Here is a 12,696-nt window from a genome sequence, read left to right as displayed (position 1 = left end):
CGGCATGGCAGGGTCGCGTGATCGCCCGCAGCGGGGCGAATCTGCATCCGTACCGCCCGATTGCGGTCAGGCAACAGCCGCCGACGCGATCGCGGGAGCGGAAGCCGCTCTGGCACATCAGAATTCGGCGAGCTCGCAGCTCGACTTGCAAGTGATTTCGGCGATCCTGAACGCACACCTGACCGCTGTCGAGGGTCGCGACGCGCTCAACCAACTTCAGCGGGAGACCGAAGCGGCGGTCCGGACGCGATCGGATCTGGACACACCGGCGGGCGCCCGTGATTTCCAGCGGTTCCTGATCGGCAAGCTCAGGGATATCCGTGAGGTGGTCGCCAACGCCAGCCTCGACGACACGTCCAAGGCGACCCTGATGGCGGCGTGGACGTCGCTGTACAACGCCTCGAAGGACGAGCCCGGGACGATCGGGCCGGGGCCGGCGACGCCTGCACGCGCGGCCGGCGATGGTGGCGGTCAGCAGGCGGATCTGCTGTCTGACGACCCTCTTCTCGATTCGTTGTGGTTCGACGATCCGGCGTTGCCGGACGGGGAGGCCCCGATGCCCGGCGCCAGTTCCCCGGCGCCGCAGATGGCGCCGACAATGCCCGGCATGCCCAACCTCGGGGGCCTACCGATGCCGGGGTTACCGGCAGGGGCAACCTCGCCGACGCCCGGCCCCGGTTGGGGCGGGTCTCCGCTTTCGGGATTATTCCGGGGATCTGAACCAGGACTCGCCGACCGCGACGAACCCGAACTGGATTCCGGCGATCCGGACCACGAGCCAGCCGGCCACCCCGATGACCCCAAAGACCGGGAACACCACGAAGACACCGACGCGCAACCATCACCGGACAAGCCGGACTCGCCACCGACCGGTCCGACGGCCGTCACGTTGCCCAACGGTGAGACGGTCACCGCCGCCAACCCCCAACTCGCGGCCGCCATCAAGGCTGCAGCCGGCGGAACGCCGATCCCAGATGCGTTCCAGCAGCAGGGAATTTTCCTGCCGCCGCCGGGCACGGCGGTCACCGACCCGATAGACCCGGCTCGGCTCGAACCTGGCGACATCGGCCTCTTCGTCGATCGGCATGCGCTCGCGCTTGGCCGCAACAAGGCACTGCTCGACGGCCAGATTCAACAGGTTTCCAGCATCGGCGGGCCAAGCTTCCTAGGCTGGGAGCATCCGCCCGCCACCACGACTCCGACGGGGCCGGCCCGGGCCGGCGCACCGACACCGACCCGGCCGGCCGCTCCCTCGGCCGGTTCGCAATACTGACCCCGCCGGCTGACCGCCGGCACACAAAAGGAGACGCGGATGGCAGATCGAATCCATGTGGTGCCGGCGCACTTACGTGAAGCCGCCGCCCATCACCAGGAGACGTCGGAGTACTTGCGCACCGTGCCGTCGTCGCATGCCGCGATCCTGGAGAGCCTGGAGTCGCTCGGGCCGATCTTCGCCGAGCTTCGGGGCGCCGGCCGGGAACTCCTCGAGTTGCGGCGCCAGTGTTACGAGCAGCAAGCCGATGACCATGCCGATATCGCCCAGAGCCTGAGGACGTCGGCCGCCATGTGGGAACGGCATGACCAAGACGCGGCACGGGACTTCAGCAGAGTCTTTGACCCCGATCGATGACAGGACGATGACGGACGCCAATCCTGCCTTCGACACCGTCCATCCCAGTGGGCACATCCTGGTTCGCTCCTGTCGTGGTGGCTACATGCATAGCGTCGCGCTGAGTGAGGGCGCCATGGATACCGATGCCGAGACTTTGGCCGAGGGCATCCTGCTGACCGCCGACGTTTCCTGCCTCAAAGCCTTGCTGGAAGTACGCGACGAGATCATCGCGGCCGGGCACACGCCGTCCCCCAGCGTCCCGACCAACCAAGATCTCGACGCGGCGATTGAGAAACTACTGGCGCACCAACTGCGCCGGCGCCGGCGGTGACGCTCTAGAGCATCCAGGGCCTGGCCGTCTCAGGATCTGGGACGATATCGGTGGGCGGTTCGATGGGATTGGCGCCGAACAACTCTCGCGCGCGGGACAGTAAGGTCCGCACCTCGTCGAGTTGCTGCTGCAGCGCAGAATCAGCCATGGCTTTACGCTACCCAGGCCATGGAGCCGGCACAATTCAGGCATCTGCAGCGGCTCTCGCAGTCCCGGTACGCTTAGCCGGTGGGGATCTTCGGCAGGCGGACGGCGCGCCAGCGCCTGCGGAGAGCGACGGAAGAATCCCTCACGATTCCGGCTTTCAGTTCTCCCCCCGATTGCACCCCGTGGGTGATCGGCGGGCTCTGGCCCGTCGAGCTGTCGCCGAACAATGCCGAAACCGCCGCGCTGGCAGCGTATCTGAAAGACGACTTAGACCGGATCGTCGGTTCTGCCAACGACGAGTTGAGGACGCTCAGGTCAGCGGTGATGCTTGATTCCGCCCGCCGCGCGGCCGAAGCCGCGGTGATCGACGAGGCCCGCGCGCGAGCGGTGCGACGAGTCGAGTCGACACTGCGGCAACTCCGCGGACAGCCTGCGCCGCCCGTCGCCGCGAGTCCGCCGGTCACCGCTGATTCGGGCGGGACGGATCTGGAACGGACCCGGGTGCTCCCCGCCATCAAGGATGAGGAGCCGGGTGCCACAGGAGACCTGGCGAGCACCCGAGTGCTTCCTGTCGTTGAGGACGCCACGGAGGAAGAGCAACCGGCCGCCCACGAGAAGGAACAAGTCCGACAGGCCGCACCTCCGGAAGCGGAGGTCGCTGTGGCCGAGTCGGTGACGCCGGCGCGGGGCGTGGCCGCACCCGAATCCGACGACGAACGGCTGCAGCGGCTCCTGACCTTCGTGGCTCGTCAGGAACCGCGGCTGAACTGGGCGGTCGGGCAGCGCGCGGACGGGATGACGGTACTGGTCACCGACCTGGCCCACGGTTGGGTACCTCCTGGGGTCATGCTCCCGGAAGGTGTCCAGTTGCTGGAGCCGAAGCGCCGCAGCGGCGGCGTCGCCAAGCTGATTGGCACGACGGCGCGCCTGGCAACCTATCGCCCCGGTGACATCTTGGGCTGGACAAGTGACTTCACTCCGACCACGTCCTCGCCGAAGCCGCGCGAATTACCGACGTTGGACAACCTGGCATCGGAGCTGAGCGGGGCTACCCGCTGGCGCGACGGACTGCCGCGGATAGTGCACCTGCTGGCCCAGGCCTCGGCCGCCGGAGGCGGCGTCGGCGAAGACGAAATCGACCTGCTGCGAGTGCATCTCGATACCGCACGGCATGAGGTCGTGGCCCAGTACCCGAACGTCGATACCGCGCTGTTGCTCAACTGTATGTTGTTGGCGGCCACCGAAAGCGGGGTTACCGGAGACCCGGTATCAGCCAACTATCACTTCGCCTGGTTCCGCGAACTCAACCAATAGCCGATCAAGTTGGCGGACGATTGAATTGACGCTGGTTAGAGCCGTCGACATACTGTTTTGGTGCCGGGGTCTGGTGATCGCGCGGAACTGAGCGACAAGGACCTCGTCGAATCGGTTCTTCGTGAGCTAAGCGAGGCGGCCGACAAGTGGGAAGCAGTTGTCGCACAGGCGGAAACCGTCACCTACAGCGTGGACCTGGGAGATATTCACGCCATTGCCAATTCGGATGGGCGGCTGCTCAAGTTGAGATTGCATCCTGGCGTGATGACCGGCTATTCCCACGGAGAACTGGCCGATAGGCTGAACGCCGCGATCGCGGCGCTGCGGGAGGAAGCAGAGGCCGAAAACCAGGCACGCTACGGCGGCTCGCTGCACTGACGCTGGCGCGCGCTCATCGCCCGCGGCCGGGCTGATGGGCCGCGGCTCTCTTCGCGCGCTGGCGCGCGCTCATCGCCCGCGGCCGGGCTGATGGGCCGCGGCTCTCTTCGCGCGCTGGCGCGCGCTCATCGCCCGCGGCCGGGCGGGCCGGCGAAGGCTTGAGCGATCGTCAACCACCGCTGCGCGTCCTCCCCTACCGCGGTGATGTCGAGGGTGGGCAACGCTCGCCGCTGGGTGACCAGGAAACAGAAATCCTCGGCGGATCCGGTGACGCGCTGGGCGGCATCGGCCGGCCCCCAGGACCAGGTGTCACCGTCAGGGCCGCGCAATTCCACCCGGAAAGGCTCGGCCGGCGGGGTCAGGTTGTTGACGAAGAACGCGTAGTCCCGGGTGCGGACACCGAGATGCGCTATGGAGCGCAGCCGGTTGGTGGCAGGCCGACTGACACCGAGGGCGTCGGCGACGTCGAGTCCGTGCGCCCAGGTCTCCATCAATCGCGCGGTGGCCATCGACGCCGCGCTCATCGGTGGCCCGAACCACGGTAGTTTGCGGCCATCGGCGACCGTCAGCAGCGCATCGTGCAACCGGCCCCTCGTCATCCGCCAGTCGTCGAGCAGCTCGCCCGGCGGCCGGGCCGCGAGCTCTTCGGCTCCGGCGTCCACGAAGCCGGCAGGATCTGCCGCCGCCTGGGTCAGTACGTCGGAAAACCCGGCCTCGTCGGTGACCGCGGTGAGCGCCACCCGATCAGTCCACAACAGGTGGCCGATCTGGTGTGCGATGGTCCAGCCCGGTGCCGGTGTCGACTCGGCCCATCGCTGCGGCGGAAGAGGCGCCACCAGCGCATCGAGGTCGTCGCTTTCGGCCCGCAGGTCAGCGACGATCGAACCCGGACCCGCCATCAGTACCTCCCTTAGTCGCCATTGACCGGCTGGCCCCGTCGGCCAACGATGCTGTGAACCACCAGCCCGGTCAAATAGATCACCGAGCCGAACAACACGAACGCGGGCGCGTGCCCGTCGGCTGGAATCAACGCCGCGGCCACGGTAACCGAGGCGATGTAGGAGACCCAGAACAACGCATCCTGGACCGCGAACACGTGCCCGCGCAACGGGTCGTCGACGTCTATCTGCATCGCGGAGTCGGCACACAGCTTGACCACCTGGCCGGCCACCCCCAGCAGGAACCCGCATGCCACCATGATCGGGATCACCAGGCCGGCGCCGGCGATTTCGATCGTCGCGGCCGCGATCAGGGCGCCGTTGGCCGTCGCATAGCGCCCCCACCGCCGGATCAAGACCGGGGTCAACACGTTGGCCAGGAATGCCCCGAGACCCGTGGCGGCGAAGAACACCAGGGCGGTGCCGAACCCCACGACGTCCGCATCTTTCATGTGGTGGACCAGCAGCAAGATCAACAGCGAGTTGATGCCGACCACCATCCGGTGTGCGGCCAAGCCCGACAACGCAGCGGCAACCGTCGGTTGTTGCACGACGGTACGCACGCCGTGTAGCCAGCCGGTGACCACCGCGTACACGACCGACCCATGGATCGCGCGCTTGGTGTCGTCCGGACCGAGTACCCGGGGGGCGAACCGCAACGACAGCAGCAACGCAATCAGCACCGGGACAATGGCGCTGAAGACCACCACGGCGGCACCGTGATCGCCGCCGCCGGCCAGCCAGCGGGGCAACAGCATGAAGTTCGCGCCCAGGAAGGCCGCGACCGCGCCCGACGCAGTGGCCACCGAGTTCATCGTGACCACCTGTTCGCGTGGCACCACATGGGGCAACGATGCCGATAAGCCCGATGCCACGAACCGCGCTAAACCATTGGCGAATAGCGCTCCGATCAGGAGCAAAAGATCCCCGCCGCGAAGCGCCAGGATTGTGCCGATCCCGGCAATGAGGGCCAGCCGGCCGATGTTGGCGCCGACGAGCACCAGCCGCCGATCCCAGCGATCCATCAGTGCTCCGGCGAATGGGCCAAGCAGTGAATAGGGCAGAAACAGCACCGCGAAAGCTCGTGCGATCGCCATCGGGTCGGTGGCCCGGTCCGGATTGAACAGCAGTGCTCCCGCGAGTCCCGCCTGGAAGAGACCGTCACCGAATTGACTCGCTATGCGAAGCTGCAGCAGTCGCCCGAAGTCGGGCAGAGCACGTACCGACCGCCACAGTGCGACCGGTGCACTGGCTTTCGTCTGGCTGCGAATCACAAAACCCACTTCCACGATCGGGCGCAGGCAATGCTGGTTTCGCGCTGTGCCGACCCAATCACAGTACAAATATCTGCCGACCGCGCTTGTTTGGCCCGGTGATGCTGTGGTGAGTGCGATGATGGTGTGGTGGCGCCGCAGGAAGATCCCGAAGACTACATGGCACCCGCCGCACAACGTGTGCGAGCGGGTACTTTGCTGCTGGCCAACACCGATCTGCTGGAGCCGACCTTTCGGCGCAGCGTGATCTACATCGTCGAGCACAACGATGGCGGCACCTTGGGTGTGGTGCTCAACCGACCCAGTGAGACAGCGGTTTACAACGTGTTGCCGCAGTGGGCCAAACTCGCTGCCAAACCGAAGACGATGTTCATCGGGGGCCCGGTCAAGCGCGACGCCGCCCTGTGCCTGGCCGTACTGCGGGTCGGTGCGGATCCGGACGGGGTGCCGGGCCTACGCCATGTTGCGGGCCGAATGGCGATGGTGGATCTGGACGCCGACCCCGACCTGCTTGCGCCGGTGGTCGAAGGTGTGCGGATCTTCGCCGGGTACTCGGGCTGGACTATCGGTCAGCTCGAAGGCGAAATCGAACGCGATGACTGGATTGTGTTGTCGGCGTTGCCATCTGACGTCTTGGTTCCGCCGAGAGCCGACTTGTGGGGGCAGGTCTTGCGGCGGCAGCCGTTACCGCTTTCGCTGCTGGCTACCCATCCGATCGACCTCAGCCGCAACTAAGCTAAGACCAAGCCACGCTCGACTCCGCGGGTCCGGCAACCCGGATGACGCGTCGGGAGAACCGACCGCCCGCTGCCGAATTCATCGGCAGGACAACGTGCAGGCCGCGCAATCGCCGCCGCAATCAGCCGACTTGGTTCGGGCAGCCTCCCGGCGCAGCGCGTAGCGGGCGCTCTGCCATGAGCCGGTGGCCAGCGTGCCGAACGCGCCGGCCACGCAAACAACCATCATCACCAAAGCCGTTGGCGCAGCCGCCGCAAGTGCCACGACACCTCCGGCGGTCAGCATGAGCGCGGCCGCCAACTGGGTAGGTACCATTGCGCGCAGCGCCAGCTGCGTCGGATCGGCGGTGCGGGTGTGAGAGAGCGACCAGAACCCGAAGACGGCGGAAGCCACCGCCGCACACACGCACAGCACACCCGCAATCAGCATGGGCTCACAATACGAGTTCGCCGGTGCGTCCGCCCGACCCGATCCGCCCGACGCCGATCGGTCAGCGGCGCCAGGACTCAGCGCGACGGGACGGGTGTGAAGGTGACCAGCGGCGGCAGCGTGGTGGTCACCCCGGGCAGTGACGGTGCTGCGGGATTTACGTTGGGTGCCGTCGCCTGCGGAGCGGGGGCTGCCACCGGTGCCGAATGCGTCGCCTGGCTGGGAGCCTGCGGAGCGGGCGCGATCGCTGCTCCCCCGCGCGCGGGCGCCTGACCGGCCGCCCCGGGAGCCGTTACCCGGAATCCGTTGACGATCGCATCCGTGGCAGGCGCATCGGCAATCGCCTGCGAGGCCGCGGTGGTCACCGACAACGACACCAGGTACTTGTCAGCCCCCGAACTGGCAAGGACATGGCGGCGCGAGGTGTTCAGCGTCATGTCGTTCTCGCGGTAGGTGCCCTCAATGATCGACGACGGGAAGCCGCTGAAGTCGGCCAAGGACGAGTTGGTCGTCCGCCACGCCAGCAGCTTCTGGCTGTCGACGAAGCCGTGCGTGATGGCCTCTGCCGGGTCGAAGTCGCCGACCAGTTTGTAGACCACCACCTGCGCGTTGGACGTGTAGACGCTGTTACCGCCGACCCGGTCGGCGATCACCAGGAAGGCGTCGGGCACGTTGGGGTCGGGCACCGGAGTCCATCGAGGCGGCATCGGCAAAGTGATGTCGAGCGCCTTGAACCCCTGCGACCGCTGCGGCTCGAGCTTGACCCCCTTGCCCTGGAGAAACTCCCGCAACGTCCCGGTTACGGCAGGCGTCACCGCCGGCGGCGTCGGCGCCACGACCGCCGGGGGTAGCGCCGACACCACCGGGGCGGGTGCCGGCGCCTGTGCGGGAACCGGGGCGAGTCTGTTACTGACACCGCCGGGAACCGCGGTGAGATTCTGGACGGGCGGCGCCGCCGGTTGTACCGGAACCGGCGCGGGGAGCGGCGGTAGGGGATACAGCGGTTCGGCCGATGCCTTCCCGCCCGCCATGAGTACGACGCCGACGAAACCGGCAGCCATGCCCCCTGCGAAAACCCGCCAGGTACGCGCGATGTGGATCATGTGCGTCGGTCCCTCCGAACTACTCGGGCGGCAATGCCCGTCATCGAGCGAATTTAACGAACTCTTAAAGGCGCCAATAGTGCCGAAATCGACCTGGGATGAACCTCTGACCGGTGTGCAACGCAACCGAGACCAACCCGTGGCCGGCGGCTTGGCCGCCGACCTGCAAGGGGCGTCCTTATACCCTGTTGGGCGTGACCGAATCGCCGACCACGACGCCGGGCAGCGCCTCCGGTGGCACGTCCAGTGTCAGGGACGCGGAATCCGACGCGCCGCGGTACCGCTACACCGCCGAGCTGGCGGCGCGGATCGAGCGGACCTGGCAGGACAGCTGGGCTCGAATGGGGACGTTCAACGTGCCCAACCCGGTCGGGTCATTGGCTCCCGCGGACGGTTCGCCGGTACCTGCGGACAAGCTCTTCGTCCAGGATATGTTTCCCTATCCTTCCGGCGAGGGACTGCACGTCGGGCACCCGTTGGGCTACATCGCGACCGACGTCTTCGCCCGGTACCACCGGATGAACGGCCACAACGTACTGCACGCCTTGGGGTTCGACTCCTTCGGGTTGCCCGCGGAGCAGTACGCCGTGCAAACCGGCACGCACCCGCGTACCCGGACCGAGGCCAACATCGTGAACTTCCGGCGGCAGCTGGGCCGGCTGGGTCTCGGCCACGACAGCCGCCGCAGCTTCTCGACCACCGACGTCGAGTTCTACAAGTGGACGCAATGGATCTTTCTGCAGATCTACAACGCGTGGTTCGACACCCGCACCAACAAGGCCCGTCCGATCGCCGAGCTGCGTGCCGAATTCGAAACCGGAGCAAGAACTCTCGACGATAGGCGGGAGTGGGCCCAGTTGTCGGCGGGGGAGCAGGCCGACGTGATCGACAGCTACCGCCTGGTTTACCGGGCCGATTCGATGGTGAACTGGTGTCCGGGGCTGGGCACGGTACTGGCCAACGAAGAGGTGACCGCCGACGGCCGCAGTGACCGGGGAAACTTCCCGGTGTTCCGCAAGCGGCTGCGGCAATGGATGATGCGCATCACCGCCTACGCCGACCGGTTGCTCGACGACCTCGATCTGTTGGACTGGCCGGAGCAGGTCAAGACCATGCAGCGCAACTGGATTGGTCGCTCGACGGGAGCCGCGGCGCTGTTTTCGGCGACCATCGCGACGGGTGACCGGGCCGGTTCGCGAGTCGACATCGAGGTATTCACCACCAGGCCCGACACCTTGTTCGGTGCCACCTACCTGGTGCTGGCTCCCGAGCATGAGCTGGTCGACGAACTGGTCGTGCCCGCCTGGCCCGCCGGCGTCAACCCGTCGTGGACCTACGGAGCCGCCACGCCGGCCGGGGCCGTCGCCGCCTACCGCGGTGCGATCGCGGCCAAGTCGGACCTGGAGCGTCAGGAGAGCCGGGAGAAGACCGGCGTCTTCTTGGGAAGCTATGCGATCAACCCGGCCAACGGCGAACCGGTGCCGATCTTCATCGCCGACTATGTGCTGGCCGGGTACGGCACCGGGGCGATTATGGCGGTCCCCGGCCATGATCAGCGGGACTGGGATTTCGCCCGGGCGTTCGGACTGCCGATCGTGGAGGTCATTGCCGGCGGCGATATTTCACAGGCCGCACACATTGGCGACGGCGTGCTGGTGAACTCTGGATATCTCGACGGCATGGACGTGGCACAGGCAAAGCAGGCCATCACCGCTCGGCTGGAATCGGACGGCCGCGGCTGGGCCCGCATCGAATTCAAGTTGCGGGACTGGCTTTTCGCGCGGCAACGGTACTGGGGTGAGCCGTTCCCGATCGTCTATGACGGCGACGGGCGCCCGCATGCGCTCGACGACGCCGCGCTGCCGGTGGAATTGCCAGAGGTGGCCGACCATTCACCGGTGCTGTTCGATCCCGACGACGCCGACAGCGAGCCGTCGCCGCCGCTGGCCAAGGCGACCGAGTGGGTCCATGTGGAGCTGGATCTCGGTGACGGCCTCAAGCCCTACCGCCGTGACACCAACGTGATGCCGCAATGGGCCGGCAGCTCCTGGTACGAGCTGCGCTACACCGATCCACACAACTCAGAGCGGTTCTGCGCCAGGGAAAATGAGGCGTACTGGATGGGGCCGCGTCCGGCCGAACACGGCCCGCAGGACCCCGGTGGCGTGGACTTGTACGTCGGTGGCGCCGAGCACGCGGTGCTGCATCTGCTGTATTCGCGGTTCTGGCACAAGGTCTTGTACGACCTGGGTCACGTGAGCTCACGGGAGCCCTATCGCAAGCTCATCAACCAGGGCTACATCCAGGCCTTCGCCTACACCGACGCACGCGGTTCCTACGTGCCCGCAGATGAAGTGACCGAACGCGACGGGCGCTTCTTCTACCCGGATTCCGGCGGCGAGATCGAGGTCTTCCAGGAATTCGGCAAAATCGGCAAGAGCCTGAAGAATTCGATATCACCCGACGAGATCTGCGACGCATACGGCGCCGACACGTTACGGGTGTACGAGATGTCGATGGGCCCGCTGGAGGCGTCGCGTCCATGGGCCACCAAGGATGTCGTCGGAGCGCACCGCTTTCTGCAACGAGTGTGGCGGCTGGTGGTCGAGGAGGACACCGGTGAGACGCGGGTGGTCGTCGGGGCGGAATTGGACACCGACACGCTGCGGGCACTGCACCGCACCATCGCCGGTGTGTCCGAAGACTATGCGGCACTTCGCAATAACACCGCAGCTGCGAAACTCATCGAATACACGAACCACCTCACCAAAGAGCATCGTGATGCGGTGCCGCGCGCGACGGTCGAGCCATTGGTGTTGATGCTGGCTCCGTTGGCTCCGCATCTGGCCGAGGAGCTGTGGCTGCGCCTGGGCCACACCGTCTCGCTGGCGCACGGTCCCTTCCCCGAGGCAGACCCGGCGTACCTTGTCGACGAGACCGTCGAATACCCGGTGCAGGTGAACGGCAAAGTGCGTGGCCGGATCGTAGTGGCCGCCGAGGCGGACAACGAGACGGTCCAAGCCGCCGCGCTGGCCGACGACAAGGTGCAGGCGTTCCTGGCGGGAGCCACGCCCCGCAAGGTGATTGTGGTTCCGGGCCGGCTGATCAACCTGGTGGTCTAGATCCCCCGCCGAATGTGAATTGGCCGACGCGACACCCGCCGAAAACCCGTCGCGTGGCACCCACTCGGCAGCCCGCTAGCGGGGCCGGATGACCACCTCGTGGACATGACCATCGGGTGGGGTGGCTACCACGTTCGCGACCACCGCGGCGACGGTTTCGGCCCGCAGGAACCTGGCGGGATCGTAGCTACCGCCTTCGAACTCGACCAGCTCGCGCTGCATCGCGGTGTCGGTGCGGCCCGGGAAGATCGTCGTCACCCGCAGGCCGGACTCGTCGGCACGCAGCGAGTCGGCGAAGCCTCGCAAGGCGAACTTGCTGGCCGAGTACGACGCCATACCCGGCGAAACATTGTGTCCGGCACCAGAATTGATGAACACCACCTGACCGCGGGCGTGCCGCAGCGCCGGTAACAGTGCGAGTGTGAGTGCCACCGCACCAAAGACGTTGACGTCGAAGGTGGCACGCCACTCGTCGACGTCCGAATCGCCGACGTGGCCGGGGATGGATAACCCGGCGTTGTGCACCAGCACGTCGAGCTCGTCGACCACTTCGCAGCTGGCCTCGATCGTGCTGGCATCGGCCAGGTCGAGCGGAAAAGTGGTGGCGCCCAACCGTTCCGCGACGGCGTCGAGACGCTCGGAGGGCCGACCGGCCAGCAGCAGGCTGTGTGTCGGCGCCAAGGCGGTGGCAATCGCCGAACCGATGCCGCGGCTGGCGCCGGTGATGAGTGCGGTGGGCATGACTGCAGCGGTTACCAATCAGCTTGCCGGTCGGTTGCTTTCAGTGCCTGTTCACGGGCATCGTCGGTGGCGGCGTTGGCCGGCTCACCGCTGGCCAGACGTTCCAGCGGCGCAAGCGCTTTCATCAACGTGTCGAGGTCGGAGTGGGGGAGCTGGCTGAGCATCGCGGCAAGGGCGGCATGCCGGTTGGCCAGCGACTCGGCATGCACGGCCCGCCCTTGCGGCGTGATGTCGACCAGCACGGCCCGCAGATCGGACGGGTCGCGGGAGCGCTTCACCAGCCCAATCTTTTCCAGCCGGCGGATGGCCACGGTGGTGGTCGGGGTCCGCACCCGTTCGTGTGCGGCCAGGTCAGTCATCCTGATCGGACCGCGATCGAGCAACGTGACCAGAATCGACAGCTGCGCCAGGGTCAATTCCCCGGCGACCGCGCCATTGGGATCCCCGCGGCGCAAGATCGAGAACAACTTGGACAGTGCGCGGTGCAGACCCTCCGCCAATTCCGTCACCTCAGGTGCGGTGGATTCGCTGTCCGCCATAAGTCGGCAGTCTAACCCGACATCGCGATA

14 protein-coding genes are annotated in these 12,696 nt (G+C 66.8%); 7 read left to right on the top strand and 7 right to left on the bottom strand.

Translation table 11 applies throughout. The annotated features are described in order from the left end of the window. Window positions 1-4 precede the first annotated feature (4 nt). The 3 genes from CDN38_RS13415 to CDN38_RS13405 are packed head-to-tail and all read left to right on the top strand — an operon-like array spanning window position 5 to window position 1,943. Window positions 5-1,273 (top strand): DUF4226 domain-containing protein, encoded by a 1,269-nt coding sequence (locus tag CDN38_RS13415; protein ID WP_099318999.1) that lies wholly within the window; start codon window positions 5-7, stop codon window positions 1,271-1,273. Between the two features lie 39 nt (window positions 1,274-1,312). Next, a complete protein-coding gene (locus CDN38_RS13410) occupies window positions 1,313-1,630 on the top strand; it encodes an ESX-1 secretion-associated protein (RefSeq protein WP_075509291.1) in 318 nt (105 codons plus the stop codon). Window positions 1,631-1,637: 7 nt separating this feature from the next. Next, a complete protein-coding gene (locus tag CDN38_RS13405; protein WP_075509292.1) occupies window positions 1,638-1,943 on the top strand; it encodes a DUF2694 family protein in 306 nt (101 codons plus the stop codon). Between the two features lie 4 nt (window positions 1,944-1,947). On the opposite strand, the gene CDN38_RS29430 is transcribed toward CDN38_RS13405, so the two are convergent. Then, window positions 1,948-2,091 carry a hypothetical protein gene (locus CDN38_RS29430; protein WP_180276324.1) on the bottom strand — a complete coding sequence of 48 codons (144 nt, stop codon included), beginning with the start codon at window positions 2,089-2,091 and terminating at the stop codon, window positions 1,948-1,950. 80 nt (window positions 2,092-2,171) lie between these two features. On the opposite strand from CDN38_RS29430, the gene CDN38_RS13400 reads away from it, so the two are divergent. Continuing rightward, complete coding sequence (locus CDN38_RS13400) at window positions 2,172-3,404, top strand: DUF5631 domain-containing protein (protein ID WP_075509293.1); 1,233 nt, start codon at window positions 2,172-2,174, stop codon at window positions 3,402-3,404. Between the two features lie 57 nt (window positions 3,405-3,461). Beyond that, window positions 3,462-3,782 carry a DUF2710 family protein gene (locus tag CDN38_RS13395; RefSeq protein ID WP_099318998.1) on the top strand — a complete coding sequence of 107 codons (321 nt, stop codon included), beginning with the start codon at window positions 3,462-3,464 and terminating at the stop codon, window positions 3,780-3,782. 125 nt (window positions 3,783-3,907) lie between these two features. Here the strand turns inward: CDN38_RS13395 and CDN38_RS13390 are convergent, their stop codons facing one another. Then, window positions 3,908-4,681 (bottom strand): TIGR03084 family metal-binding protein, encoded by a 774-nt coding sequence (locus tag CDN38_RS13390; protein ID WP_075509294.1) that lies wholly within the window; start codon window positions 4,679-4,681, stop codon window positions 3,908-3,910. Between the two features lie 11 nt (window positions 4,682-4,692). Continuing rightward, a complete protein-coding gene (locus CDN38_RS13385) occupies window positions 4,693-6,021 on the bottom strand; it encodes an MFS transporter (protein ID WP_233027189.1) in 1,329 nt (442 codons plus the stop codon). Window positions 6,022-6,120: 99 nt separating this feature from the next. On the opposite strand from CDN38_RS13385, the gene CDN38_RS13380 reads away from it, so the two are divergent. Further along, window positions 6,121-6,729: a YqgE/AlgH family protein gene (locus tag CDN38_RS13380; RefSeq protein WP_099318997.1), complete on the top strand. Its 609-nt coding sequence runs from the start codon at window positions 6,121-6,123 to the stop codon at window positions 6,727-6,729. An 81-nt stretch (window positions 6,730-6,810) separates the two neighbouring features. Here CDN38_RS13380 and CDN38_RS13375 read toward each other — a convergent pair whose 3' ends face one another. Next, window positions 6,811-7,161 (bottom strand): hypothetical protein, encoded by a 351-nt coding sequence (locus CDN38_RS13375; RefSeq protein WP_075509295.1) that lies wholly within the window; start codon window positions 7,159-7,161, stop codon window positions 6,811-6,813. 77 nt (window positions 7,162-7,238) lie between these two features. Then, a complete protein-coding gene (locus CDN38_RS13370; protein ID WP_099318996.1) occupies window positions 7,239-8,264 on the bottom strand; it encodes an LpqN/LpqT family lipoprotein in 1,026 nt (341 codons plus the stop codon). A 194-nt stretch (window positions 8,265-8,458) separates the two neighbouring features. Between CDN38_RS13370 and leuS the strand changes: the two genes are divergently transcribed. After that, on the top strand, window positions 8,459-11,386 hold the full coding sequence (gene leuS, locus CDN38_RS13365; RefSeq protein ID WP_075509342.1) for a leucine--tRNA ligase: 2,928 nt from the start codon (window positions 8,459-8,461) through the stop codon (window positions 11,384-11,386). Between the two features lie 75 nt (window positions 11,387-11,461). Here leuS and CDN38_RS13360 read toward each other — a convergent pair whose 3' ends face one another. Next, the gene (locus CDN38_RS13360; protein WP_075509297.1) at window positions 11,462-12,127 is read right to left on the bottom strand and encodes an SDR family oxidoreductase; all 666 of its coding nucleotides are present in this window, start codon (window positions 12,125-12,127) and stop codon (window positions 11,462-11,464) included. A gap of 11 nt (window positions 12,128-12,138) precedes the next feature. After that, window positions 12,139-12,666 (bottom strand): MarR family winged helix-turn-helix transcriptional regulator, encoded by a 528-nt coding sequence (locus CDN38_RS13355; protein ID WP_075509298.1) that lies wholly within the window; start codon window positions 12,664-12,666, stop codon window positions 12,139-12,141. Window positions 12,667-12,696 lie beyond the last annotated feature (30 nt).

Source organism: Mycobacterium ostraviense (genome assembly GCF_002705925.1).
In the GTDB taxonomy this organism is placed as follows: domain Bacteria; phylum Actinomycetota; class Actinomycetes; order Mycobacteriales; family Mycobacteriaceae; genus Mycobacterium; species Mycobacterium ostraviense.
The sequence above is the reverse complement of the archived record's forward strand: the minus strand, read 5'-3'. Positions and strand labels throughout refer to the sequence as shown.

Excerpts from the sequence above, each read along its gene's own strand:
- CDN38_RS13410 (WP_075509291.1), top strand. The coding sequence starts at position 1,313 with ATGGCAGATCGAATCCATGTGGTGCCGGCGCACTTACGTGAAGCCGCC.
- CDN38_RS13375 (WP_075509295.1), bottom strand. The coding sequence starts at position 7,161 with ATGCTGATTGCGGGTGTGCTGTGCGTGTGTGCGGCGGTGGCTTCCGCC.
- CDN38_RS13360 (WP_075509297.1), bottom strand. The coding sequence starts at position 12,127 with ATGCCCACCGCACTCATCACCGGCGCCAGCCGCGGCATCGGTTCGGCG.
- CDN38_RS13370 (WP_099318996.1), bottom strand. The coding sequence starts at position 8,264 with ATGATCCACATCGCGCGTACCTGGCGGGTTTTCGCAGGGGGCATGGCT.
- CDN38_RS13390 (WP_075509294.1), bottom strand. The coding sequence starts at position 4,681 with ATGGCGGGTCCGGGTTCGATCGTCGCTGACCTGCGGGCCGAAAGCGAC.
- CDN38_RS13355 (WP_075509298.1), bottom strand. The coding sequence starts at position 12,666 with ATGGCGGACAGCGAATCCACCGCACCTGAGGTGACGGAATTGGCGGAG.
- CDN38_RS13415 (WP_099318999.1), top strand. The coding sequence starts at position 5 with ATGGCAGGGTCGCGTGATCGCCCGCAGCGGGGCGAATCTGCATCCGTA.
- CDN38_RS29430 (WP_180276324.1), bottom strand. The coding sequence starts at position 2,091 with ATGGCTGATTCTGCGCTGCAGCAGCAACTCGACGAGGTGCGGACCTTA.
- CDN38_RS13405 (WP_075509292.1), top strand. The coding sequence starts at position 1,638 with ATGACGGACGCCAATCCTGCCTTCGACACCGTCCATCCCAGTGGGCAC.